The 24180-nt window shown below is 59.4% G+C and carries 22 protein-coding genes; 16 read left to right on the top strand and 6 right to left on the bottom strand.

Annotation, left to right across the window (positions count from 1 at the left end; genetic code table 11):
* The first annotated feature begins 10 nt into the window (after positions 1–10).
* The 5 genes from scpB to arfB all read left to right on the top strand — a co-directional run bounded on the left by scpB (position 11) and on the right by arfB (position 5380).
* Positions 11–970 (top strand): SMC-Scp complex subunit ScpB, encoded by a 960-nt coding sequence (gene scpB / locus AB3G35_RS18635; RefSeq protein WP_086797927.1) that lies wholly within the window; start codon positions 11–13, stop codon positions 968–970.
* A gap of 206 nt (positions 971–1176) precedes the next feature.
* Positions 1177–1368, top strand: a complete 192-nt coding sequence (locus AB3G35_RS18630) for a DUF1289 domain-containing protein (protein ID WP_095040887.1) — start codon at positions 1177–1179, stop codon at positions 1366–1368.
* Positions 1369–1512: 144 nt separating this feature from the next.
* Positions 1513–2709, top strand: coding sequence for a 23S rRNA pseudouridine(2605) synthase RluB (gene rluB / locus AB3G35_RS18625; RefSeq protein ID WP_016781602.1), 1197 nt, complete (start codon positions 1513–1515; stop codon positions 2707–2709).
* A gap of 749 nt (positions 2710–3458) precedes the next feature.
* The gene (locus tag AB3G35_RS18620; protein ID WP_016781601.1) at positions 3459–4877 is read left to right on the top strand and encodes an amino acid permease; all 1419 of its coding nucleotides are present in this window, start codon (positions 3459–3461) and stop codon (positions 4875–4877) included.
* Between the two features lie 89 nt (positions 4878–4966).
* A complete protein-coding gene (gene arfB / locus AB3G35_RS18615; RefSeq protein ID WP_088377742.1) occupies positions 4967–5380 on the top strand; it encodes an alternative ribosome rescue aminoacyl-tRNA hydrolase ArfB in 414 nt (137 codons plus the stop codon).
* Between the two features lie 125 nt (positions 5381–5505).
* Here arfB and AB3G35_RS18610 read toward each other — a convergent pair whose 3' ends face one another.
* The 6 genes from AB3G35_RS18610 to phhA all read right to left on the bottom strand — a co-directional run bounded on the left by AB3G35_RS18610 (position 5506) and on the right by phhA (position 9819).
* Positions 5506–6693: an MFS transporter gene (locus AB3G35_RS18610; protein ID WP_134049025.1), complete on the bottom strand. Its 1188-nt coding sequence runs from the start codon at positions 6691–6693 to the stop codon at positions 5506–5508.
* Positions 6694–6728: 35 nt separating this feature from the next.
* Positions 6729–6905, bottom strand: coding sequence for a hypothetical protein (locus AB3G35_RS18605; RefSeq protein ID WP_095002633.1), 177 nt, complete (start codon positions 6903–6905; stop codon positions 6729–6731).
* Positions 6906–6991: 86 nt separating this feature from the next.
* Entirely contained in the window at positions 6992–7123 is a 132-nt protein-coding gene (locus AB3G35_RS18600) for a hypothetical protein (protein ID WP_016781597.1), read from the bottom strand.
* A gap of 302 nt (positions 7124–7425) precedes the next feature.
* Positions 7426–8622, bottom strand: coding sequence for an amino acid aminotransferase (locus AB3G35_RS18595; protein ID WP_106116564.1), 1197 nt, complete (start codon positions 8620–8622; stop codon positions 7426–7428).
* Complete coding sequence (locus AB3G35_RS18590) at positions 8622–8978, bottom strand: 4a-hydroxytetrahydrobiopterin dehydratase (RefSeq protein ID WP_016781595.1); 357 nt, start codon at positions 8976–8978, stop codon at positions 8622–8624. Before AB3G35_RS18590 ends, AB3G35_RS18595 begins: the two co-directional genes overlap by 1 nt.
* Positions 8979–9027: 49 nt before the next feature.
* Positions 9028–9819, bottom strand: coding sequence for a phenylalanine 4-monooxygenase (phhA, locus tag AB3G35_RS18585; RefSeq protein WP_088377740.1), 792 nt, complete (start codon positions 9817–9819; stop codon positions 9028–9030).
* Between the two features lie 360 nt (positions 9820–10179).
* Between phhA and AB3G35_RS18580 the strand changes: the two genes are divergently transcribed.
* The 11 genes from AB3G35_RS18580 to AB3G35_RS18530 all read left to right on the top strand — a co-directional run bounded on the left by AB3G35_RS18580 (position 10180) and on the right by AB3G35_RS18530 (position 24160).
* Entirely contained in the window at positions 10180–11745 is a 1566-nt protein-coding gene (locus AB3G35_RS18580) for a sigma-54-dependent transcriptional regulator (protein WP_169911351.1), read from the top strand.
* Between the two features lie 295 nt (positions 11746–12040).
* On the top strand, positions 12041–12781 hold the full coding sequence (locus AB3G35_RS18575; protein ID WP_095002629.1) for a flagellar basal body rod protein FlgF: 741 nt from the start codon (positions 12041–12043) through the stop codon (positions 12779–12781).
* Positions 12782–12826: 45 nt separating this feature from the next.
* A complete protein-coding gene (gene flgG / locus AB3G35_RS18570) occupies positions 12827–13612 on the top strand; it encodes a flagellar basal-body rod protein FlgG (protein ID WP_095028755.1) in 786 nt (261 codons plus the stop codon).
* Positions 13613–13636: 24 nt separating this feature from the next.
* Complete coding sequence (gene flgH, locus AB3G35_RS18565; RefSeq protein ID WP_016781590.1) at positions 13637–14332, top strand: flagellar basal body L-ring protein FlgH; 696 nt, start codon at positions 13637–13639, stop codon at positions 14330–14332.
* Between the two features lie 14 nt (positions 14333–14346).
* Entirely contained in the window at positions 14347–15456 is a 1110-nt protein-coding gene (locus AB3G35_RS18560) for a flagellar basal body P-ring protein FlgI (RefSeq protein WP_016781589.1), read from the top strand.
* Positions 15457–15466: 10 nt separating this feature from the next.
* Positions 15467–16723, top strand: a complete 1257-nt coding sequence (gene flgJ / locus AB3G35_RS18555) for a flagellar assembly peptidoglycan hydrolase FlgJ (RefSeq protein WP_106116567.1) — start codon at positions 15467–15469, stop codon at positions 16721–16723.
* Between the two features lie 10 nt (positions 16724–16733).
* Entirely contained in the window at positions 16734–18758 is a 2025-nt protein-coding gene (flgK, locus tag AB3G35_RS18550; RefSeq protein ID WP_369781910.1) for a flagellar hook-associated protein FlgK, read from the top strand.
* Positions 18759–18772: 14 nt separating this feature from the next.
* Positions 18773–20353, top strand: a complete 1581-nt coding sequence (locus AB3G35_RS18545; protein ID WP_134049021.1) for a flagellar hook-associated protein 3 — start codon at positions 18773–18775, stop codon at positions 20351–20353.
* Positions 20354–20711: 358 nt separating this feature from the next.
* Positions 20712–21638, top strand: a complete 927-nt coding sequence (locus AB3G35_RS18540) for a ketoacyl-ACP synthase III (protein ID WP_086797913.1) — start codon at positions 20712–20714, stop codon at positions 21636–21638.
* Between the two features lie 356 nt (positions 21639–21994).
* Positions 21995–23737 carry a flagellin gene (locus tag AB3G35_RS18535; RefSeq protein ID WP_169911359.1) on the top strand — a complete coding sequence of 581 codons (1743 nt, stop codon included), beginning with the start codon at positions 21995–21997 and terminating at the stop codon, positions 23735–23737.
* A 72-nt stretch (positions 23738–23809) separates the two neighbouring features.
* Entirely contained in the window at positions 23810–24160 is a 351-nt protein-coding gene (locus tag AB3G35_RS18530) for a flagellar protein FlaG (protein WP_369781909.1), read from the top strand.
* Positions 24161–24180 lie beyond the last annotated feature (20 nt).

Below are 24180 nucleotides of genomic sequence, written 5' to 3'. Positions count from 1 at the left end.
AGCTGAAACCATGAATTTGACTGAACCCCGCGAACTGGCCCCGTTGCTGGAGGCCTTTCTGTTGGCCTCGGGAAAGCCGCAGAGCCTTGAGCGCCTGTTCGAGCTGTTTGAAGAGGGCGAGCGCCCGGAGCCGCCGGTCTTCAAGAAGGCCCTGGAACTGCTGCGCAAATCCTGCGACGGTCGCGCCTTTGAACTGAAAGAAGTTGCCTCCGGCTATCGCCTGCAGATCCGCGAAAAGTACTCGCCTTGGGTCGGACGTTTGTGGGAAGAACGCCCGCAACGTTATTCGCGGGCCATGCTGGAAACCATGGCACTGATTGCCTATCGCCAGCCCATTACCCGTGGCGAGATCGAAGACGTGCGTGGCGTGGCGGTCAACAGCCATATCGTCAAGACCCTGCTTGAGCGCGAGTGGATTCGCGTGGTGGGCTACCGTGACGTGCCGGGCAGGCCTGCGATGTTTGCCACCACCAAGGGTTTTCTCGATCACTTCAACCTCAAGAGCCTCGACGAATTGCCGCCGCTGGCTGAATTGCGCGAGCTTGAGCCGGATCCGATCCTCGACTTCGACGATGCGCCGGTGCCTGCGCATTTGCAGGCCCTGGCCGACGAGAGTGCCGAGCCCGAAGAGCCAAAAGATGAAACCAGCTTCCGTACCTTGCTCACGGAACTGGACTCGATGGAAGAGGGTCTTAAAACCGACTTTGATGACTTGCTGCGTGATGCAGTGACAAGTGATGAGCCGCAGGCGGCGAGTGAAGAGCCAAAGCCTGAGCCAGAGCCTGAGGTGCAAGCAGAGCCAGAGGCGCAACCACAACCGCAGCAACCGTCTGCGGCCGAGCTGGCCCGCGAGCGGTTGCGCGCTGCGGTTGCTGCACTTGAGCAACGATCCGCCATGAGCGACGAAGAACTTGAGGCCCAGGCGCTGGCCGAAGCCATCGAACAGGAACGCCGCGAGTTGGAAGACTGACCGGACTTTTGTAGCAGCTGCCGTAGGAACGAGGCTGCGTTCGGCTGCGAAGCAGTCGTGATATCAGTGGGTGCAGTCTGTCAGGTATACCGTGAGTTCAGGTTTTACGATCGCTTCGTCGCAGTGGCACGCCATCTTGTACGCAGCCTCGTTCCTACGGCAGCTGCTACGGAATTTTGCGCCGCTTCTGTTCGGGAGGTTTATTCATGAGTTCAACCAAAGACCCCTGCATCGGTGTCTGCAAATTCACCGACGACATTTGCCTGGGCTGCGGGCGGACCAAGCGTGAAATCAAGGCCTGGAAGAAACTCGACAAGGACGCTAAACGCACGGTGCTGGCCGAATCCGCCTTGCGTTTGCTGGCGCTGGAGGCCACCGGCCGGCGGAAAAGCAAGTGAGCCGAGCATTTGGTGACCAGCCTTTGATGCGCAATGGTCAATATCCGCGTATGATTCGCGACCCTCTGGGGCTCAGCAGAGCCCCAAGGCCCATTTTTAACACTTCAGGCGCTCGCCTGAATTGACACACCGGGAGGTGCCCAGATGAAAGATCTCGACCCTAAAGACGGCCAGGAAATTGGCCCGGCAGGCGAAAAACTGCAAAAAGTCCTCGCCCGTATTGGCGTAGGCTCGCGTCGCGACGTAGAGAGCTGGATCAGCCAGGGCCGCATCAAGGTCAATGGCAAGGATGCAACCCTGGGTCTGCGCGTAGACCTGCACGACGCCATCACCATCGATGGCAAGGTGATCAAGCGTGAAGAGGCAGCCGAATCGGTTCGCCGCGTGATCATGTACAACAAACCCGACGGCGAAATCTGCACCCGTGACGACCCTGAAGGCCGTCCGACCGTGTTCGACAAACTGCCGCGTCCAAAAGAAGGCCGCTGGATCAATATCGGTCGTCTGGACATCAACACCACCGGTTTGCTGATGTTCACCACCGACGGTGAGCTGGCCAACCGCCTGATGCACCCTTCCTACGAAATGGACCGTGAATACGCGGTACGTGTACGTGGCGAAGTGGATGACGACATGATCGCGCGCCTCAAGGCTGGCGTTGTGCTGGAAGACGGCCCGGCGCGTTTCACCGACATCAAGCAGGCGCCGGGCGGCGAAGGCTTCAACCATTGGTACCACTGTGTAGTGATGGAAGGCCGTAACCGTGAAGTACGTCGCCTGTGGGAATCCCAGGGCCTGGTGGTCAGCCGCCTGAAGCGCGTGCGTTTTGGTCCGGTGTTCCTCAACTCCGACCTGCCGATGGGTCGCTGGCGCGAAATGAGCCAGTTCGAGGTGGATATCCTCAGCGCGGAAGTCGGCCTTACGCCGGTTGCCATGCCGGAGATGAACGCCAAGAGCAAAGACAAGCTTGAGCGTATGCAGCGCAAATCCTCGCGCCCTGTGGCCCGTGGTGACCGTGTTGCCCGCGTGCTGCGCCCGGCTGAAGGTGCACCTGTTGCACCGCGTCCGGCCCGCCAGCCGCATATCGAAGGCGAGCGTCCAGGCCGTCCGGCTCGCGATGAGTCGGCTCGTCCGGCCCGCAAGCCGGCAGGTCGTACTGACCGTGTGCCAGCAGGCCGTGGTGCGCCAGTTGCCGAGCGTCCGAGCGAAGTCAACAAGCGTCCGACCAAGCCAACCCGTAACGGGCCAAAGCTGGTTGACGATGCGCCGTCGGGCAAGCGTCGTGGCGCTCCTGCCGGTTCGGGTCAGCGCCCGGGCTTCGGTCGTCGCAAGCCGCAGTAAGCGTTAAGCGCAGTACAAAAAACGCCAACCCCACAGGGGTTGGCGTTTTTTTATGTCTGCGAAATGCTGTTAGTTTCGTAGCAGCTGCCGAAGGAACGAGGCTGCGTCCGGCGACGTAGTCGTCGCAAAATCAGATTGCTCGGTGTGCCAGTCAAATCCGGATGTCAGGATTGACGACGGCTGCGTCGGGGTGCCGCATCACGCCGGACGCAGCCTCGTTCCTTCGGCAGCTGCTACGGTTAATAATCTGGGTGGCAAATAATCGTTACAGCTTGTCAACAAATTCATACGAATTCAGCCAGTTACCGACCTTAAACCGCTGAAATCACCCATCTGTAATGAAAATCTTCCGAGATTTACAGAATCAGGACAGTTCCTGCATAAATTGCGGCTTGTTTCGTATTGCAATCGGCTGTGTGATGGGATCTTGCCTTCGTGCGGGTGTACAATGCGCCGCGTTTTAACTGTGACTCAATTGCGTACCCGCGCATTTTGCGCCGCTCGGCGTTACACCGAATGGCCAAAACCTCAAGGCTACCCGCCTTGATAACTCCGCAATGCCACAAGCGTTGCGGGTTCGATTCCGTCACAGATAAAAACAAACAGGTGACGCATGACTCGTGAAACAACCTTGGATTCCTGGCGCCTGCGCTGGGGTTTGATTTGTGTTGTAGACCCTTCGATCACTGCCTCTGGTGCTCAAGTTACAACGCACTGAATCACATCAAACCTTGTGTGGGACCTTTGCAATGAGTGGAAATACCTCGCATTCGGGCGAGCTTAAACGCGGCCTGAAAAATCGTCATATCCAGCTGATAGCCCTCGGTGGCGCGATCGGCACTGGCCTGTTCCTCGGTTCGGCCGGGGTACTCAAGTCGGCCGGCCCGTCGATGATCCTGGGCTATGCGATCTGCGGCTTTATCGCGTTCATGATCATGCGCCAGCTCGGTGAAATGATCGTCGAAGAACCGGTCGCCGGCTCCTTCAGCCACTTTGCCCATAAATACTGGGGCGGTTTCGCCGGCTTCATGTCGGGCTGGAACTGCTGGGTGCTGTACATCCTGGTGGGCATGTCGGAGCTGACTGCGGTCGGTAAATACGTGCACTACTGGTGGCCGGAGATCCCGACCTGGGCGTCGGCAGCGGCCTTCTTCGTATTGATCAACTTGATCAACCTGACCAACGTCAAAGTGTTCGGCGAGGCTGAATTCTGGTTCGCGATCATCAAGGTCGTGGCGATTGTCGGCATGATCGCCCTGGGCAGCTACCTGCTGGTCAGCGGCAGCGGTGGCCCGCAGGCATCGGTGAGCAACCTGTGGGAACACGGTGGTTTCTTCCCGAACGGGACGACCGGTCTGATCATGGCCATGGCCTTTATCATGTTCTCCTTCGGCGGTCTGGAAATGCTCGGTTTCACCGCCGCAGAAGCCGACAAACCACGCACCGTGATCCCGAAAGCGATCAACCAGGTGATCTACCGCATCCTGATTTTCTACATCGGTGCGCTGGTGGTCCTGCTGTCGTTGACCCCGTGGGACTCGCTGCTGGAAACCCTCAATGCTGGTGGCGACAGCTACAGCAGCAGCCCGTTTGTGCAAGTGTTCTCGATGCTGGGCAGCAACACAGCCGCGCACATCCTCAACTTTGTGGTCCTGACTGCAGCGTTGTCGGTGTACAACAGCGGCACCTACTGCAACAGCCGTATGTTGCTGGGCATGGCACAGCAGGGCGATGCGCCGAAAGTGCTGGCCAAAATCGACAAGCGCGGCGTGCCGGTCAACTCGATCCTGGCCTCGGCGGCGGTAACGGTCATTGCAGTACTGCTTAACTACCTGATGCCCCATGATGCGCTGGAACTGCTGATGTCATTGGTAGTGGCGACCCTGGTGATCAACTGGGCGATGATCAGCTACTCGCACTTCAAGTTCCGCCAGCATATGGACAAGACCGCGCAGGTTCCGTTGTTCAAGGCCCTGTGGTACCCGTACGGCAACTACATCTGCCTGGCATTTGTGGCGTTCATCCTGGTGATCATGCTGTTGATCCCGGGGATTCGCGTGTCGGTGTACGCGATTCCGGTGTGGGTGGCCTTTATGTGGCTCTGCTTTGTGATCAAGAACAAGCGTGCCGTACAGGCGCAGACAGCGGCTTACAGTTCTGCCAAGTAAACCCTGAGGTAACCCTGCAAACCCGGCCATTGCGCCGGGTTTGTTGTTTGTGGGGTATCCTTGAGGCCCTGAACACGGACCCTTTTTTGATGCTGGTGATTTCCAACAACGTGCATATCCCTGATGCCGAGATCGAACTGACGGCCATTCGCGCCCAGGGTGCGGGCGGGCAGAACGTCAATAAAGTCTCAAGCGCCATGCACCTGCGCTTTGATATCCCCAATTCGTCGTTGCCGGATTTTTACAAGGAGCGGCTGCTGGCGCTGCGTGACAGCCGCATCACCAGTGATGGCGTGCTGATTATCAAGGCCCAGCAATATCGCACCCAGGAGCAAAATCGGGCGGATGCGCTGGAGCGTCTGGCTGAGTTGATCGTCAGTGCGACCAAGGTGGAGAAAAAGCGCCGCCCGACCAAGCCGACCCTGGGCTCTAAAAAGCGTCGGCTGGAATCCAAGACCAAGCGCGGCAACATCAAGGCCGGGCGGGGCAAGGTGGATTTCTAGAGGGCAGCAGCAGTCCTGTGGGAGCGGGCTTGCCCGCGATGGCATCGCCATGCATTACCTGACACACCACTCCGTCTGCATCGCGGGCAAGCCCGCTCCCACAGGTATATCACCCTGATTGCGGGCTAGTACGCTCTTGCGTTCTGCGCCTGGCGATACAGATAAACACTCAGCAACAGTCCGGTAAGCGCCGCCAGCGCCGCAAACAGAAAGATTGACGCAAAGCCGAAACCTGCCGCCACGGCGCCAACCAGCGGCCCGGTGATACCCAGCGACAGGTCGATAAACAGCGAATACGCACCCACCGCAGCACCACGGCTGGAGGCTGGCACCAGGTTGACAGCCTCAACCCCCAGCGCCGGGAATACCAGCGAAAAGCCAAAGCCGCTCAAGGCCGCGCCCGCCAGGGCCAACTCCGGGTTGGGCGCCAGCCACAGCAACAGCAAACCCAGGGTCTCGACACTCAGGCAGGCAATCGCCACGCGAAAACCGCCGATGCGGTTGATCAGATTGCCGAACAGCAAGCGCGCACTGATAAAGCTGGCGCCAAACAGGCTCAGACACAGTGCCGCGTTTTCCCAGTGGTTGGTTGCGTAGTACAGGGTGATAAAGGTCGCGATGGTGCCAAAGCCGATCGAGCCCAGGGCCAGTCCGGTGCCGTGGGGCAACACTCGGCCCAGTACATGCAGGAACGGCAAGCGCACGCCGCTGACAATGGGGGCTGCCAGTTTTGGCCAGGCCAGCAGTACGCCCAGCGCTCCCAGGGCCATAATGCTTGCGCCCAGGCTCCACATGCCCAAGTGGCCGACCATGACCACGCCCAGCGGCGCGCCAATGGCAATGGCGCCGTAACTGGCGATGCCATTCCAGGAAATTACCTTGGCCGTGTTCTGTGCGCCGACCCGGCCTATGCCCCAGCCGATGGAGCCAGAGCCCACCAGGCTTTCCGCGCTGCCCAGCACCAGCCTGCCGATCAGCAGGCTGGCCAGGCTCCAGGCCGGCATGCTCGTCAGCCAGCTGGACACCAGCATAAACACGCCGCTCAGGCCGCAGCCGGCCAGCCCAATCATCACGGCGCGCTTGCTGCCCCGGGTATCGATAAAGCGGCTGGCGTACGGGCGGCTCAATAGCGTGGCCAAATACTGCACGCTGATCACCAGCCCGGCGATCACCGTGCCGTAACCGAGATGGTTGTGTACGTAACCCGGCAGAACGGCCAGTGGAATACCGATGTTCAGGTAGCCGATAAAGGTAAACAGGACGATGGAAACCACTTGCAGCGTGATTGCCATGGGGCGCTGTGTTTCAGGCATGGGGTAGGGGTCCTGCGGGGAGCGGTTGGTGCAGATTATAGTGGCGTAACCAGTTGTGTCGCGATTAAGGCGGCCAGGGCATTTTCCTGGGTGCCGAAGCGCTTGAGCAAGAGCGCTTGCTTCTCGGGGCTGAGGCGCTCCCAGAGGTCGATCATTTTCTCGGCGGTGCCGATCAGGACGCTGGCCTGGGTGTCGCTGAAGGTGTCAGTCACGCTTGAATCCGGAATAGGGGGGTGGAGCAATTGTGTCAGACGGTGTGAAAAACAGGGTGCTTTTCGCACCGTCTGATGGTGAGCCGTCAGTCTTCGCTGTCGGCCTGGAGGCTTTCAGAGGCCTCGTCCAGTGCGGGGTTTTCGCCACTGGTGTGTTGCGGGGTTGGCTGCTCGGTTTCGTGCAGGCTTGGGAAGGGGAGGTTTGGGATCTCGTGCATCGTCGCGCTCCTCGTAAGGTGTGTTTTAAGTAGCTTGCTAAGGATACAGGAGGGAGTGTGACAATTTGTCTTTTTATTGCGTCTGGGGGGATTTGTATCGAACTTTTCATTTTGCAGCTGTCGCTGGACCCGTAGCAGCTGCCGAGGAACGAAGGCTGCGTTCGGCGGGATGCGGCACCCCGACGAAGTCGTCGCAAAATCAGATACTGCGGTGTGTCAGTAAAGCCCGGCTCTCTGGTTTTACGACGACTGCGTCGTCGGACGCAGCCTCGTTCCTTCGGCAGCTGCTACGGGAGCGGCGTTTAGTGCGTACACACCTGCGCTATCGCCTTGGCCAGCAGGCTCAGGCGCATGCCGTCGACCCCGGCCATATTGGCGCGCCCCGAGCCGACCATGTATACGCTGTGTTTTTCGCGCAACAACTGGACTTGCTCTTGGGTCAGGCCGGTGTACGAAAACATCCCGCGTTGCTCATTGATATGGGCAAAGTGTTCCGCCAGACCGAACGGCGTCAACGCTTCAACCAGGCCGCTGCGCAATTGCGCGATACGGCTGCGCATGGCTTCCACTTCGTCGGCCCACAGGGTTTTCAGCTGGGCATCGCCGAGGATGGTCGCCACCACCGCTGCGCCGTGATCCGGCGGGTTGGACCACAAGTTGCGCGCAATATAGGCCAGCTGGCTGCGGATATCGGTCAGCTTTTCGGCGTCATGGGCGCACACAATCAATGCACCAACCCGTTCGCGGTACAGGCCGAAGTTCTTCGAGCACGAACTGGTGATCAGCACTTCCGGCAGTTCACGGGTGAACAGGCGGGTCGACCAGGCATCTTCCTGCAGTCCGTCGCCAAAGCCTTGGTAGGCAAAGTCGATCAGCGGCAGCAATTCGCGGCGGCGTACCACATCCAGCACCTGCAACCAGTCCGCTTGGGACAGGTCGAAGCCGGTCGGGTTGTGACAGCAGGCGTGCAGCAGTACGACATCTCCTTTTGGCGCGTGCTCCAGCGCTTCGAGCATGGCCGCGACATTGAGCTTATTGTCGCTGCCCACATAGGGGTAGTGACTGATTTTCAGCCCGGCCGCAGCAAAGATGGTTTCGTGGATCGGCCAGGTCGGGTCGCTCAGCCAGATACCGCGGCCCGGCAGGCATTGCGCGATAAAATCGGCGCTCAGGCGCAGCGCGCCAGTGCCGCCCGGGGTCTGGGTGGCGCCGGCGCGTTTGGCCGCCAGCAGGGGCGAGTCTTCGCCCAGCACCAGTTCGCTGATCAGTTGCCCGAATCGGCTGTCACCATGACCGCCGATATAGGTTTTGGTCTGTTGCTGGTCGACCAGGCGCTGCTCAGCCAGCTTTACCGATTGCAAGATCGGCGTCAGGCCATTGGCGTCTTTATAAACGCCCACGCCCAGGTCGAACTTGTCCGGATTGGTGTCCTGTTGATAGGCGTCCATCAAACCGAGGATCGGGTCGCCCGGCACCCGACCAATATCGGCGAAGTGCATTACTTGCGACCTTCGGCAGTTTTGGCCACTTCATCGGTGCGTGCGGCCATGATGAAGTCGTTGCGGTGCAGGCCCTTGATCGAGTGGCTCCACCAGGTCACGGTGACCGAACCCCATTCGGTCAGCAGACCCGGGTGATGGCCTTCGGCTTCGGCGATTTCACCCACGGCATTGGTAAAGGCCAGGGCGAATTTGAAGTTCTTGAACAGAAAGACCTTTTCCAGCTGCATGATGCCGTCGCGAACTTCGATGTTCCAGTCCGGGATCTGTTTGATCAGGATCGGCAACTCTTCGTCGCTGACCTGTGGAGCATCGGCGCGGCAGGCTTCGCAGTGGGCTTGGTTCAGTGCGTTCATGGTGTATTCCTGAATTCGTTTTTTATTGATGTGTGTAGGTAAAAAAGGCTTAGGCCGCTTTCGGTTTTGGCGCGAACTTGGGCGCATGCAGGCCCAGGGTCATGCCTTTTTCGACCATGCCCATGATGTCTTCGTGGGCCAGGTCGAACAGCCGCTTCAAGTCCGGCAGGACAAAATACAGCGGCTGCAAAATATCGATGCGATATGGCGTGCGCATGGCTTCCAGCGGGTCGAAAACCTGATGTTCCGGTTCTGACGACAGGCTGTAAACCGTTTCTTTGGGCGACGACAGAATCCCGCCACCGTAAATGCGCTTGCCTTCAGGGGTGTCGACCAGGCCGAACTCGATGGTCATCCAGTACAGGCGCGCCAGATATACCCGTTGCTCTTTGCTCGCCTGCAGGCCGAGCTTGCCGTAGGTGTGGGTGAATTCGGCAAACCACGGGTTGGTCAGCAGCGGGCAGTGGCCGAAAATCTCGTGAAAAATATCTGGCTCTTGCAGGTAGTCCAGCTCTTCGGGCGTGCGAATAAAGGTGGCCACCGGAAACTGCTTGTTGGCCAGTAATTCGAAAAAGGTCTGGAAGGGGATCAGTGCGGGTACCCGGGCAACTTGCCAGCCTGTGGTAGCACCCAGTACCTGATTGATCTCGTCGAGTTGCGGGATGCGGTCGTGGGGCAGGCCAAGCTTTTCGATGCCCTCCATGTACTCGGGGCAGGCGCGGCCTTCCAGCAGTTTCAACTGACGGGTAATCAGTGTGTTCCACACCCCGTGCTCGGCCGGTGTGTAGTCGATAAAGCCATTGGCATCAGGCTCACGGGCGACGTATTTCGTTTGCTTCATGGGGCTCTCCGCAAGGAAATCGTTTTTATTATTCGGTGTTGTTGCGATGCCTTAGTGATACCCCAAGTGATTGCCGTGTGCAGCTAGCCTAAAGCCAGTAATGCTGGGATGATGGCGCTTATTCGTAAAGTATTCGTTACGACGCGGAGGGCGAGCTGTCATTCTTGAGTGCGCGACAGTGCATCTGTCACAAAATCGTGACGAAGAAATGCCTTTGCGGACAAAAACAATTCCTTTGTGGGAGCGGGCTTGCCCGCGATGGTATCGCTGCGGTGTAGCAGGCAAATCGCACCGCCTGCATCGCGAGCAAGCCCGCTCCCACATTTGATCTTCACTTTCTGCCATTTCCGAGCAATTGCCATGCGTATCAAAGTCCACTGCCAAAACCGGATTGGCATTCTTCGCGACATTCTCAACCTGCTGGTGGCCTACGGCATCAACGTCAAGCGCGGGGAGGTCGGCGGCGATCAGGGCAATGCGATTTACCTGTACTGCCCCAATCTGATCAACCTGCAGTTTCAGGCCCTGCGTCCGAAGTTTGAAACCATATCCGGGGTGTTTGGCGTAAAGCGTGTAGGTTTGATGCCCAGCGAGCGCAGGCATATGGAGCTCAACGCCTTGCTCGGGGCCCTGGAGTTTCCGGTGCTGTCCATTGACATGGGCGGATGCATCGTTGCGGCCAACCGGGCTGCGGCGCAATTGCTCGGGGTGCGGGTCGATGAGGTGCCGGGCATTTCCCTGTCCCGTTATGCCGAAGACTTTGACCTGCCCGAGCTGGTGCGGGCCAACAAGTCGCGCATCAATGGCCTGCGGGTCAAGATCAAGGGTTTGGTGTACCTGGCGGATATCGCGCCGCTGCAACTCGAACATGATGAAAGCGAGGCAATGGCCGGGGCCGTGCTGACCCTGCACCGCGCCGACCGGGTGGGCGAGCAAATCTACAATGTGCGCAAGCAGGAACTGCGCGGCTTTGACAGTATTTTCCAAAGCTCGAAAGTCATGGCTGCCGTGGTGCGCGAAGCCCGGCGCATGGCACCGCTGGATGCGCCGCTATTAATAGAAGGCGAAACCGGCACCGGCAAGGAGCTGCTGGCCCGTGCCTGCCATCTGGCCAGCCCTCGTGGCCAGTCGCCATTGATGGCGCTTAACTGCGCTGGCCTGCCCGAATCGATGGCTGAAACCGAGTTGTTCGGCTACGGCCCTGGTGCATTTGAAGGGGCGCGGGCGGAAGGCAAGCTGGGCCTGCTGGAGCTGACGGCCGGGGGTACGCTGTTTCTTGATGGCGTGGGTGAAATGAGCCCGCGCTTGCAGGTCAAGTTGCTGCGCTTCTTGCAGGACGGCTGCTTTCGCCGGGTCGGCAGTGATGAAGAGGTCTATCTCGATGTGCGGGTGATGTGTGCCACCCAGGTCGACTTGTCCGAGCTGTGTGCCCGTGGCGAGTTTCGCCAGGACCTCTATCACCGGCTCAACGTGCTGTCGCTGCATATTCCGCCGCTGCGCGATTGCCTGGACGGGCTGGAGCCGCTGGTGGAGCATTTCCTCGATCAGGCCAGCCGCCAGATTGGTTGTTCGCTGCCGCGCCTGGCGCCGGCGGCGATGGACCGGTTGCGCCACTACCACTGGCCGGGCAACGTGCGCCAGTTGGAGAACGTGCTGTTTCAGGCGGTTTCGCTGTGTGATGGCGGGGTGGTCAAGGCTGAGCATATTCGTTTGCCGGATTACGGCGTGCGTCAGCCCCTGGGCGAGTTCTCGCTGGAAGGCGGGCTGGAGCAGATTGTCGGGCGGTTCGAAAAGGCAGTATTGGAACAGCTGTATTCGGAGCATCCAAGTAGCCGATTGCTGGGCAAGCGATTGGGGGTGTCCCATACCACCATCGCCAACAAACTGCGCGAGCACGACATTATCAAGCCGGGCAAGGACGCTTAAGCCTGTCAGTACTGATCTGTGGGAGCGGGCTTGCTCGCGATGATATCGCTGCGGTGTGCCTGACATATCGCGCCGCCAGAATCGCGAGCAAGCCCGCTCCCACAAGATTGACGTGACTCGGCAGGCCACCCCTTGCCGCAACCGGCAGAACCCCGCCGTTCCCCCGCAACGAATCTCCCCCCATTCCTGCGCAAACCCGCGCTGCAGCGCGTCAAAATAAAGTTGGTGCGCAAATTGCAATGACCTCTGCAGTACAGCGGTGGACGGCAAGCGTCCGTCAGACAGAGGAAAGACTGTGGACAAGTACCTTTATGTGGCAATGACCGGCGCCAGTCAGAACGCACTGGCGCAGAAGGCGCATGCCAACAATCTGGCGAACATCTCGACCAACGGTTTTCAGCGTGACCTGGAACAGGCCCGCTCGATGCCGGTGTTTGGTGACAGCTTTCCGGCGCGTGCCTTTGCCCTGACCGAGCGCCCTGCCACCGATTTCAGCCAAGGTGCCCTGGTCGAGACCGGCCGCGATCTGGATGTGGCCGTGTCCGGCGACGGCTGGCTGGCGGTGCAGGCCCCCGACGGCAGTGAGGCCTATGTGCGAACCGCCAGCATGAACGTGGATGCCCTGGGCATCCTGCGTGCCGGCAACGGCATGCCGATCATGGGCAACGGCGGGCCGATCGCGGTGCCGCCCCAGCAGCAGATCGAAGTCGGCGAAGACGGCACCATCAGCATCCGCGCCCAGGGCGAAGGCCCGCGGGTGATGGCCCAAGTGGACCGCATCAAGCTGGTCCAGCCGGACCTGAAAACCATGAGCAAGGGCCTCGACGGCCTGATCCACACCAATGACGGTCAGCCGGCCCCGGCCGATGCCAATGTGCGGGTGACCTCGGGTTTTCTGCAGGCGAGCAACGTCAATGCCGTGGATGAAATGACCTCGGTGCTGGCTTTGTCCAAGCAGTTCGAGCTGCATATCAAAATGATGAACACCGCCAAAGAAGACGATCAGGCCATGACTCGCGTCCTGTCCATCAGCTAATTACTTGAACGCGGCGCCGAAAAACCGGCGCGCGAGGAGAGCACCATGCTTCCGGCACTGTGGGTTGCAAAAACGGGTTTGGCTGCACAAGACACCAACCTGACCACCATTTCCAACAACTTGGCCAACGTCTCGACCACCGGCTTCAAACGTGATCGCGCCGAGTTCCAGGACTTGCTCTACCAGATCAAGCGCCAGCCAGGTGCCCAGTCCACCCAGGACAGCGAACTGCCATCGGGCCTGCAAGTGGGCACCGGGGTACGTATTGTCGGCACGCAAAAGAACTTCACTGCCGGTAGCCTGCAAACTACCGAGCAGCCGCTGGACATGGCGATCAATGGCCGCGGATTTTTCCAGATCATGCAGCCCGATGGCACAACAGCCTACACCCGTGACGGTACTTTTCACCTGGACTCCAACGGTCAGATCGTCACCGCCAGCGGCTTTGCCCTGGAACCGGCGATTGTGGTGCCGGCCGATGCCCAGACCTTCACCGTCGGCCAGGATGGCACCGTGTCGGTGACCATTTCCGGCAACCCGGCGGCACAAGTGATCGGCAACGTGCAGACCGCCGACTTTATCAACCCGGCGGGCTTGCAGTCCCAGGGCGGCAACCTGTTTCTGGAAACCGCTTCCAGCGGCGCGCCGCAAATCGGCACCCCGGGCCTGAACGGTTTCGGCCTGACCATGCAAAGCATGCTCGAGACCTCGAACGTCAGCACCGTGGAAGAAATGGTCAACATGATTACCACCCAGCGTGCCTACGAGATGAACTCCAAAGTTATCTCCACCGCTGACCAGATGTTGTCGTTCGTTACGCAAAACCTGTAACTACGTGAAATAGCGGGAGAGCTCATGAAGCGCTTGTTTTCTGTTCTGGCACTGGGCGCCATTACCCTTGTGGCCGGCTGTGTCAGCCCGCCACCGCGGGCCAATGATCCGTACTACGCACCTGTGCTGCCGCGCACGCCGCTGCCGGCTGCGGCCAACAACGGCTCGATCTACCAGGCCGGTTTCGAGCAGAACCTGTACAGCGACCGCAAGGCGTACCGCATCGGCGACATCATCACCATCACCTTGAACGAGAAGACCCAGGCGAGCAAAAACGCCAACTCGGCCATCGGTAAAAACAGCAACACCAGCATCGGCCTGACCTCGTTGTTTGGCAGCGGCCTGACCACCAACAACCCGCTGGGCGGGGGTGACCTGAGCCTCAATGCCGGTTACAGCGGCAGCCGTGCCACCAAGGGCGACAGCAAGGCCGGGCAGGGCAACAGCCTGACCGGTTCGATCACCGTGACCGTGGCCGACGTGTTGCCCAACGGCATCATCGCTGTACGCGGCGAAAAGTGGATGACCCTCAACACCGGCGATGAACTGGTGCGCATTGCCGGCCTGGTGCGTGCCGATGACATTGCCACCGATAACACCGTGTCTTCGACCCGCGTGGCCGATGCGCGCATCACTTACTCGGGCACTGGCTCGTTTGCCGATGCGAGCCAGCCGGGCTGGTTTGACCGTTTCTTCCTTAGCCCGCTGTTTCCCTTTTAGTGATGAACTTCACCATGCCTAACCTCAAGCATCTGCTGGCCGCCGTGTTGCTGTTGTCGACCGCCCTGGGCGCCCACGCCGAACGGTTGAAAGACATCGCCAGCATTTCCGGCGTGCGCTCCAACCAATTGATTGGTTATGGCCTGGTGGTGGGCTTGAACGGTACGGGCGATCAGACCACGCAAACCCCGTTTACCCTGCAAACCTTCAATAACATGCTGTCCCAGTTCGGCATCAAGGTGCCGCCGGGGTCGGGCAATGTGCAGCTGAAAAACGTTGCGGCGGTGTCCATCAGCGCCGATTTGCCGGCATTCGCCAAGCCGGGGCAGGTGATTGATATCACGGTTTCCTCCATCGGCAACTCCAAAAGCCTGCGCGGCGGTACGCTGCTGCTCACACCGCTTAAAGGCATCGATGGCAATGTGTATGCGGTAGCCCAGGGCAACCTGGTGGTCGGCGGTTTCGATGCCGAAGGCCGCGACGGCTCGAAAATCACCGTCAACGTACCGTCGGCCGGGCGCATTCCGGGCGGGGCATCGGTGGAGCGGGCAGTGCCCAGCGGTTTCAACCAGGGCAACAGCCTGACCCTGAACCTCAATCGTTCGGACTTCACCACCGCCAAGCGTATCGTCGACAAGATCAATGACCTGCTCGGCCCTGGCGTGGCCCAGGCCATCGATGGCGGCTCGGTGCGGGTTACGGCGCCGCTGGACCCGAGCCAGCGCGTCGACTATCTGTCGATCCTGGAAAACCTCGAAGTCGATCCGGGGCAGGCAGTGGCCAAGGTCATCATCAACTCGCGTACCGGCACCATCGTGATTGGCCAGAACGTCAAGGTTTCGCCCGCCGCAGTGACCCACGGCAGCCTGACCGTGACCATCACCGAAGACCCGATTGTCAGCCAGCCCGGCCCGCTGTCCAACGGCGAGACCGCCGTGGTGCCGCGTTCGCGGCTCAATGCCCAGCAGGAAGCCAAGCCGATGTTCAAGTTCGGCCCGGGCACCACCCTCGACGAAATCGTGCGGGCGGTAAACCAGGTCGGCGCAGCGCCAGGGGACTTGATGGCGATTCTCGAAGCACTGAAACAGGCCGGCGCGCTGCAAGCCGACCTGATCGTGATCTGAGGCTGACAGCATGGACATGTCCAAGAGCGGAGTAGTGGCGAGCAGCGATTCGGGGGCGTTTACCGACCTGAATCGGCTGAATAAGCTGAAAGTCGGCGACCGCGAAAGCGACGGCAACATGCGCAAGGTGGCGCAGGAATTCGAGTCGCTGTTCCTCAACGAAATGCTCAAGTCGATGCGCTCGGCCAACGAAGTGCTGGGCAAGGACAACCCGCTCAATACTCCTGCGGCCAAGCAGTATCAGGAAATGTACGACCAGCAGCTGTCAGTGACCCTGTCCCGCCAGGGCGGTGGTATCGGCCTGGCCGATGTGCTGATGCGCCAGATGTCGAAAAACAAGGCTGCGGTGCCGGGGGAGGCAGCGGCTACCACGGCGCTGACCGCCGAAGTCAAAGCCCCGGCGACAACTACCGTCGACAGCCCTTTTGTGCGCTCCAGCGGTCAGCGTCCATTGTGGGCTTCGCGGGTCGCCACAACGCCGGCGGCCGCAGCCGACGGTCATAAAAATGACATGGCCATGCTCAATCAGCGCCGCCTGGCGTTGCCGAGCAAACTTACTGACCGTTTGCTGGCTGGCATCGTGCCGTCGGCCGACCCGGCGCGCACCGCGCTCAATACCGCCACTGTACCTGGGCGCACATCGCCGGGGCTGGATGCGGTGCTCAAGGGCAGCCGCCAGCCGATGCTCAGCGCCAGCGGCGCGCAAGGGCGCATGCAGATTTACGGTCGTGCCGTGGCGCAGCCACCCTTGGCCCCGGCCAAGCAGGCGTTCGAATCACCGGATGCATTTGTCGCCACCATGTTGCCGATGGCGCAACAGGCCGCCGACCGCATCGGCGTCGACCCGCTGTACCTGGTGGCGCAAGCCGCACTGGAAACCGGCTGGGGCAAGTCGGTGATGCGCCAGCAAGATGGCAGCAGCAGCCACAACCTGTTCGGCATCAAGGCCACCGGCAGTTGGCAGGGGGCCCAGGCGCGGGCCATCACCAGCGAGTTCAAGGGCGGGCAGATGGTCAAGGAGACGGCAGACTTCCGTTCCTACGATTCCTATCAGGACAGCTTCCACGATCTGGTGACGCTGTTGCAGAGCAACAATCGTTATAAAGATGTGCTCAATGCGGCCGATAAACCGGAGCAGTTTGTACGCGAGTTGCAGAAGGCCGGTTACGCAACCGACCCTGAGTACGCGAGCAAGATTTCGCAGATAGCCAAGCAAATGAAAACCTACCAGAGCTACGCCTCGACGGGTTCTCTCACGAATTTATAAGGTTTGAACCATGGCGAGTTTGATCAACATCGGGATGTCGGGGCTCAACGCTAGTCAGGGCGCATTGGCGACAGTCGGCAACAACATTGCCAACGCCAATACCTCGGGCTATTCGCGTCAGCAGATCGTCCAGGGCAGCGGCGCGTCGCAACAGGTGGGCGGGGTGTTTATCGGCACCGGTACCACCCTGGCCGACGTGCGCCGCGTGTACAACTCCTACCTCGACGCCCAGTTGCAAACCACCACTTCGCTCAATGGCGATGCCCAGGCCTATCTCGACCAGATTGGCACGGTCGACAAACTGCTGTCGGATAAAAACACCGGCGTGTCGGCGGCCCTGAGCAGCTTTTTCAGCTCCCTGCAAACCGCCGCCGCAGCCCCCGGTGATGTGTCGGCACGCCAGTTGCTGCTGACCAGCGCACAGACCTTGAGCAATCGTTTCAACTCGATTTCGTCCCAGCTCAACCAGCAGAACGAAGGGATCAACAGCCAGCTTGATACCCTGACCTCGATGGTCAACCAGCACACAGCCACCATTGCCTCGCTGAACAAGCAGATCGCCCAGGCCACCACGGCGGGCAATACGCCGAACAACCTGCTGGATGCGCGCAACGAAGCCGTGCGTACCCTCAACGAGCTGGTCGGGGTGACGGTCCAGGAGCACGACAACGTCTACGACATCACCCTGGGCACCGGTCAGGCGCTGGTGCAGGGTTCGACCTCCAATACCCTCTCGGCGGTACCGGGCAAGGTCGACAAAAGCCAGTACAGCATCCAGATCAATTACCAGCAATCGAGCTCCGACGTGACCTCGGTGCTCAGTGGCGGCAAGATCGGCGGCCTGTTGCGCTATCGCGATGATGTGCTGGCCCCGGCCATGAATGATTTGGGGCGTACAGCCATTGTGGTCGCCGATGCGATCAATCAGCAGTTGGGGCAGGGCCTGGATGCCAATGGCGAGTTCGGCTCGTCGATGTTCAACAGCATCAACAGTGACAAGGCCATCAGCCAGCGCAGCCAGGCGGCGACCGGCAATATTGGCGCGGGCAACTTCAATGTCAGCATCGCCGACAGCGGCGCGCTGACCGCCTACGATTATCAGGTCACGTTTACCAGCGCCACCGAGTACTCGGTCAAACGCTCCGACGGCACCGATATGGGCGCGTTCGCCACCACGGACAATCCGGCCAAGGTCATCGACGGCTTCACTCTGGACCTCAAGGGCGGCCCGATGACCGCTGGTGATGCGTTCAAGGTCAGCCCCACCCGCAGTGGCGCAAGCAATATCGGCGTGCAAATGAGCGATGCCAACAAGTTGGCGTTTGCCGGGCCGCTGGTTGCAGGCCCGGGCAGCTCCAACACCGGTACGGGTGCAGTGGGCAGCCTCAATCTGTCGTCAGCGCTGGATATTTATGGCGGCGCCAGTCTGGGCAAGTCGCAAAGCGATATTGAAGGTGCCATGCCGGTGCGTATCGCCTTTGACGAGGCCGCTGCCGACGGGACCCAAAGCTACCGGGTGCTGAACGAGGCGGGCAAGGAAATCGGCAAGGGCAGCATCGTGCCTGGCCAGGACAACAAGGTCACGATCAATGTGCCCGTCACCAACGCCGATGGCACGACCACCAATGTGGGGTTTGACACGGTTATCAGCGGCTCTCCGGGCAAGGGCGACAGCTTCGATATCAAGTTCAACAAGGACGGCAAGGCTGACAACCGCAATGCCAACGAACTGCTGGGCCTGCAAACCAAGGCCACAGTGGGCGTAGGCAAGGACGGCACTGGCGGCGTCAGCATGGCTACTTCCTACAGCCAGTTGGTGTCCAAGGTGGGCGGCAAAGCCAGCCAGGCTGCGGTCGACGGCACCGCCAATGGCGCGGCGCTGGCCTACGCCAAAGAGGTGCGCAACTCGGTATCCCAGGTCAACCTGGACGAAGAAGCCTCCAACCTGGTCAAGTTCCAGCAGTACTACACCGCCTCGTCGCAGATCATCAAAGCGGCGCAAGCAACCTTCAGCACGCTGATCAACAGTCTTTAAGGGAGCCCGCGACGATGCGTATTTCAACCTCGCAGTTTTTTGAATCGACCAGCGCCACCTACCAGAACAACTTCTCGTCGGTGATCAAGACCCAGGGCCAGATCGACTCCGGCGTGCGCATCCAGACCGCCGCCGATGACCCGGTGGGCGCGGCGCGCCTGCTGCAATTACAACAGCAAAAAGACATGCTGGGCCAGTACAGCACCAATATGAACAGCATCAAGTCATCGCTGGGTGCCCAGGAAGCGGTGCTCGACAGCATCAACAACTCATTGCAAAAGGCCAGTGAGCTGGCCCTGGGCGCAGGCAGCGGTAAAAGCGATGCCGATCGCCTGGCCATTGCCAACGAACTGGGCAGTATTGAAGAGCAGGTGTTCAGCCTGCTCAACAGCAAGGACGCCGCGGGCAACTACATGTTCTCCGGCTCCAAGACCGATACGCCGCCCTATACCCGCAACAACGATGGCACCTACAGCTATCAGGGCGACGATACCCAGCTTAACCTGAAGGTTTCTGACACCCTGACTCTGGCCAGCAGCGACACGGCCAGGAGCATCATGGAAGGTGCGACCAATACCGGGCGTACCCAGGCGACTTTTGTGCCCGGCGTGGATGCCAATGGCGAGCCGACCGTCAATGACGGCAAGCTCTCGGTGTCTGCCGGCCTGGTCACGTCAAGCGCGGTGTTCAACAAGAGTTTCGCCGAAGGCCAGCCCTATACGCTGAAATTCAGCAGCAGCACCCAGTACACCCTGACTGACCGCGACGGCAACGACCTGACCTCGCAGGTGGCGGGTAATGGCGTGTTCGACCCGACCAAGGACGGTTCGCAGAGCATCAGCCTGCGCGGCGTGTCGTTCGACATTACCCCCAATCTCAAGGACATCCCGGCGGCGGATCGCGATGCGGCAGTGGCGGGGCGTACCTTCACCCTGGAGGCCAAGGCCGACACCATCAATACCTCGCGCACGCCGAGCAACGGTTCGACGGCACAGATTACCAATTCCACGGTGACCGACGCCCAGGCCTATGGCGACAGCTTTCCGAGCAATGGCGCGGTGATCAAATTTACCAGCGCCACCGAATACGAGGTGTATGCCCAGCCGCTGAGCGCCGACAGCAAGTCGATTGCCCAGGGCACTGTTGACGGCGGTGCGCTCGGGATCAAGTTCGACTTCGCTGGAGCACCGCAGGCGGGCGACCAGTTTGTCGTCAACCGCAACAACCACCAGAGCCAGAACGCGCTGGACACCATCAGCCAGCTGCGCAAGGCGCTGGAGATCCCTAGCGACAAAGACCCGCTGGCCCAGCAAACGCAAAAGGACGCGATCAACTCCGCGATCGGCAACCTGAAAAACGCCAGTGCCGGCGTCGACAGCGCCCGCGGCTCGATTGGTGCGCGGCTCAAGGCGGTGGATATCCAGGCCGACGAAAATATCAGCCTGGGCCTGGCCAACGACTCTACCACCGCAGCGATCGGCAACACCGACATGGCGGGGGCGTCCATTGAACTGGCGTTCCAGAAGGCCATGCTTGAAGCCTCGCAACTGGCGTTCGTAAAAATCTCCCAGCTGAGCCTGTTCAACCAGCTCTAAACAGCGGTGCAGGGGGGGGCTAATGTGGGAGCGGGCTTGCCCGCGATGCAGGCGACACGGTATGCCGGTAATACCGTGTTGCTGCCATCGCGAGCAAGCCCGCTCCCACAAAATCGCCTTTCTGGCTGTAATGTTTTGTATAAAACCGCACAAAATAGCGTGACCTATGAGTCATAACGCGCATCTTCACTGTATCGTGTGAAACGTACGGGCGGGTGCCGGGCCTTTATCAGGCTGTTTTGTTTATTGTTATGCACCCATATTCGCCGCATTCCTGCGCGATAAAGCCCTTTTATTGTCAGCGCCCCTCGGTTGTGCGAGCGGGTGATCTCCAGCTATTTAGTATTGGGAAGCCACAATGATTGGCATTAAAAGCATCGCCAGTTACGTGCCAGCAAGCGGTGTAGACAACTACGCGCAAGGCGCGAAGTTCTCCAAAGACGAAGAATTCATCCTGGGCAAGATCGGCTCTGCCTTTCTGCCGCGCAAAGATGCTGACCAGGAAACCTCGGACCTGTGTGTTGAAGCCGTCAACGCACTGTTTAGCAATAATCCGCAGCTTAAACGCGAATCCATCGATGCGTTGATCGTCGTCACCCAGAACGGCGACGCCGAAGGCTTGCCGCACACGGCGGCCATCGTCCAGGACAAGCTCGGCCTGCCTACCCACGTTGCCGCCTTTGATATCTCCCTGGGCTGCTCGGGTTATGTCTACGGCATCTACGCGATGAAAGGCTTTATGGAAGCCGCGGGCCTGAAAAACGGCTTGCTGGTGACGGCCGACCCGTACTCGAAAATCGTCGACCCGGAAGACCGCAACACCACCATGCTGTTTGGTGACGCGGCCACCGCTACCTGGATGGGTGAAGACGCTCCCTGGCAGCTGGGCAAGGCCAAGTTCGGCACCGACGGTTCCGGTGCCCCGCATCTGAAAGTCAGTGATGGCGTGTTCTTTATGAACGGCCGCCAGGTGTTCAACTTCGCCTTGCTGAAAGTGCCTGCGCACTTGAACGAGCTGCTGGAAGAGTCCGAGCTGACCTCCAAGGACATCGACGCGTTCTGCATCCACCAGGGCAGCGCGGCCATCGTTGATGCCGTAGCCCGCCGTTTTGAAGGCGAGCCGGAGAAATTTATCAAGGATATGGTCGAGACCGGTAACACCGTGTCGTCGAGCATTCCATTGCTGCTGGAAAAGCATGTGATGGACGCCACCTGGAAGCGCGTGGCGCTGAGCGGTTTTGGTGTGGGCCTGTCGTGGGGCTCGGCGATTATCTATCGTCCATAAGCTTCAAGCCGAAACATCAAACGCCCGTGGCCGCAAAGCCATGGGCGTTTTGCTTTCTGGCAGGGCTGATTGAATCTGTGGGAGCGGGCTTGCTCGCGATGGCATCACCCTGGTTTGCCTGAAGCACCGCGCCGCCCGAATCGCGAGCAAGCCCGCTCCCACACTGGGGGGGCGGCAGCTCATCGGCTTGCTAACCCCCTGAATTACAAGGCATGGCCCGCTTGCCTGCAAAAAAAATCAAAATAACCCTCAAGCAACCGACATTCACGACGATAACTATTACGAAGGTTCTCTAGGCCACACCCGGCGGTTGCCAGGGCCGGAAGCCGCAGTATTCATCCAATGAGGATTTCGTCATGGCTTTATCAGTAAACACTAACGTCACGTCCCAGACCGTTCAGAAGAACCTGAACAAAGCCGGCGACTCGTTGAGCACCTCGATGACCCGTCTGTCTTCCGGCCTGAAAATCAACAGCGCCAAAGACGACGCTGCCGGCATGCAGATCGCCAACCGTCTGACTTCCCAGGTCAAAGGCATGACCGTTGCCATCGCCAACGCCAACAACGGCTCGTCGATTGCACAGACGGCTGAAGGCGCGATGCAAGAGTCGACCAACATTCTGCAACGTTTGCGTGAACTGGCTCTGCAGTCTGCGAACGGTGATAAAAGCGCTGATGACCGTGCTTCCCTGCAACAAGAATTCACAGCGAAAGTCGGTGAACTGACCCGTATTTCGTCTACCACTACTTTCGGTGGTCGTAACCTGCTGGACGGCTCGTTCCAGAACCAGGCTTTCCAGGTCGGCGCTGACGCCAACCAGACCATTTCGTTCGGTATGAGCGATATCAGTGCTACTGGTTTGAAAGGTTCTTATGGTGAGGCAAGCACTTCTGGCGATATTACCCAGCTATCTGCCAAGGTGACGGGTGGTGTAGCCGGGTTGTCCGATACGCCAGTAACTACATTTAAAGCTACTTCACCAGCCGCTGCGTATGTTGTGCCTACTGCAGACGAGACGCTTACATTTGGTGGCGGTGCAACAGGCTCGGTTGTCCTGACATCTGCCGAAAGCACGGCTGCTCTTGCTGCAGCGAAAATTAACCTGTCGTCGGCTACAACTGGTGTTTCGGCTAAGGACAATGCTGGCAAGTTGGAGCTGAGTTCTGCAGTCACGTTTAGTGTTGCAAGTGATATTGCTGCAGATGCTGGTAACTTTGCTACTACAGCGGCGACTGCGACCTCTTCAACTGCCCCTGCTGGCATGGGTAGTGCTGCTGACATCAATATCAACGGCACAACTGTAAATCTGACTGCGGGCATGACCCTCGGCGGTACTGGTGGTGACGGTAAAACTGACGGCGTTATCTTTGCCATTAACGAACAAACCGCTACTACCGGTGTAAGCGCGAGCCAGAAAGACGGTCGTCTAGTGCTGACTTCTACTGATGGTAAGGCAGTTAACCTGAGCAACCCTGAAACCGCTACTGGTAAAGGTGCTTTGGCTAAAGTAGGTCTTACTGCTGGCACAACCCAAGCGCAGTTGGATAAAGATACTTCGATTTCCTTGAATGGCACTGAAGTCAAGTTCAAGAAAGGCGATTCGATGGACGCCATTGTGTCCTCGATCAACAGCGCTAGTACTGGCGTAACCGCCAGCAAAAACGCAGATAACTCGCTGAAGCTGTTCTCCACCAAGGACATCACTATTGGTGACGGCAGTGCAGGTACCGGTCTGGCTTCCTTGGGCCTGACCGATGGTAAAACTACTGCCAACACAGTCGAAACCACCGTCTCCGACCTGAGCGTGTTGACTGCCGAAGGCGCTCAACAAACCATCCAGGCCCTGACTGGCGCAATCCAGCAGATCGATACTCAGCGTTCCGAGTTGGGTGCCGTACAGAACCGTTTCGACAGCACCGTTTCCAACCTGCAAAGTATCTCCGAGAACTCGACCGCTGCACGTGGTCGCGTACAGGACACTGACTTCGCATCGGAAGCTGCCGAGCTGACCAAACAACAAACCCTGCAACAGGCCGCTACCGCGATCCTGTCCCAGGCTAACCAGCTGCCATCCGCTGTGATGAAATTGCTGCAGTAATTTCAGCGCTTGGTTAATAACGGAAGGGCGCGTTTACGTGCCCTTCCGTTTTTTCAGTGTTGAGGTGACGAAATGGACATAAGCATCAAGCTGAATTCCGTTTACCCGAGCGCCGCCGGATTAGCCAGTCCCGCGCCAGCGCCGGTTGCAACAACGCAAGCAGTCGCGGCCCCTGCCCCGTCGACAGGCATGCCGCCTGAACGTGCGGAACTGGAAAAGGCCGTCAGTGACATTCAAGAATTCGCACAGTCCAACCAACGCAAGCTGGACTTTTCAATTGATGACACCACCGGAGTGATGGTGGTCAAGGTGATCGCCGCCGACAGCGGTGAGGTCATTCGCCAGCTACCTTCAGAAGTGGCCTTGAAGCTGGCGCAAAATCTGGCTGACCCCCACAGCCTGCTTTTTCAGGGTAAAGCCTGAACGTGGCATGAATTGTGATG

This window comes from Pseudomonas sp. WC2401, from assembly GCF_041200115.1.
GTDB classification, from domain to species: domain Bacteria; phylum Pseudomonadota; class Gammaproteobacteria; order Pseudomonadales; family Pseudomonadaceae; genus Aquipseudomonas; species Aquipseudomonas fragi.
The sequence above is the reverse complement of the archived record's forward strand: the minus strand, read 5'-3'. Positions and strand labels throughout refer to the sequence as shown.

What these genes read in the sequence shown, in the direction of transcription:
- scpB (WP_086797927.1), top strand. Translation starts at nt 11, where the DNA reads ATGAATTTGACTGAACCCCGCGAACTGGCCCCGTTGCTGGAGGCCTTT.
- AB3G35_RS18630 (WP_095040887.1), top strand. Translation starts at nt 1,177, where the DNA reads ATGAGTTCAACCAAAGACCCCTGCATCGGTGTCTGCAAATTCACCGAC.
- rluB (WP_016781602.1), top strand. Translation starts at nt 1,513, where the DNA reads ATGAAAGATCTCGACCCTAAAGACGGCCAGGAAATTGGCCCGGCAGGC.
- AB3G35_RS18620 (WP_016781601.1), top strand. Translation starts at nt 3,459, where the DNA reads ATGAGTGGAAATACCTCGCATTCGGGCGAGCTTAAACGCGGCCTGAAA.
- arfB (WP_088377742.1), top strand. Translation starts at nt 4,967, where the DNA reads ATGCTGGTGATTTCCAACAACGTGCATATCCCTGATGCCGAGATCGAA.
- AB3G35_RS18610 (WP_134049025.1), bottom strand. Translation starts at nt 6,693, where the DNA reads ATGCCTGAAACACAGCGCCCCATGGCAATCACGCTGCAAGTGGTTTCC.
- AB3G35_RS18600 (WP_016781597.1), bottom strand. Translation starts at nt 7,123, where the DNA reads ATGCACGAGATCCCAAACCTCCCCTTCCCAAGCCTGCACGAAACCGAG.
- AB3G35_RS18595 (WP_106116564.1), bottom strand. Translation starts at nt 8,622, where the DNA reads ATGCACTTCGCCGATATTGGTCGGGTGCCGGGCGACCCGATCCTCGGT.
- AB3G35_RS18590 (WP_016781595.1), bottom strand. Translation starts at nt 8,978, where the DNA reads ATGAACGCACTGAACCAAGCCCACTGCGAAGCCTGCCGCGCCGATGCT.
- phhA (WP_088377740.1), bottom strand. Translation starts at nt 9,819, where the DNA reads ATGAAGCAAACGAAATACGTCGCCCGTGAGCCTGATGCCAATGGCTTT.
- AB3G35_RS18580 (WP_169911351.1), top strand. Translation starts at nt 10,180, where the DNA reads ATGCGTATCAAAGTCCACTGCCAAAACCGGATTGGCATTCTTCGCGAC.
- flgG (WP_095028755.1), top strand. Translation starts at nt 12,827, where the DNA reads ATGCTTCCGGCACTGTGGGTTGCAAAAACGGGTTTGGCTGCACAAGAC.
- flgH (WP_016781590.1), top strand. Translation starts at nt 13,637, where the DNA reads ATGAAGCGCTTGTTTTCTGTTCTGGCACTGGGCGCCATTACCCTTGTG.
- AB3G35_RS18560 (WP_016781589.1), top strand. Translation starts at nt 14,347, where the DNA reads ATGCCTAACCTCAAGCATCTGCTGGCCGCCGTGTTGCTGTTGTCGACC.
- flgJ (WP_106116567.1), top strand. Translation starts at nt 15,467, where the DNA reads ATGGACATGTCCAAGAGCGGAGTAGTGGCGAGCAGCGATTCGGGGGCG.
- flgK (WP_369781910.1), top strand. Translation starts at nt 16,734, where the DNA reads ATGGCGAGTTTGATCAACATCGGGATGTCGGGGCTCAACGCTAGTCAG.
- AB3G35_RS18545 (WP_134049021.1), top strand. Translation starts at nt 18,773, where the DNA reads ATGCGTATTTCAACCTCGCAGTTTTTTGAATCGACCAGCGCCACCTAC.
- AB3G35_RS18540 (WP_086797913.1), top strand. Translation starts at nt 20,712, where the DNA reads ATGATTGGCATTAAAAGCATCGCCAGTTACGTGCCAGCAAGCGGTGTA.
- AB3G35_RS18535 (WP_169911359.1), top strand. Translation starts at nt 21,995, where the DNA reads ATGGCTTTATCAGTAAACACTAACGTCACGTCCCAGACCGTTCAGAAG.
- AB3G35_RS18530 (WP_369781909.1), top strand. Translation starts at nt 23,810, where the DNA reads ATGGACATAAGCATCAAGCTGAATTCCGTTTACCCGAGCGCCGCCGGA.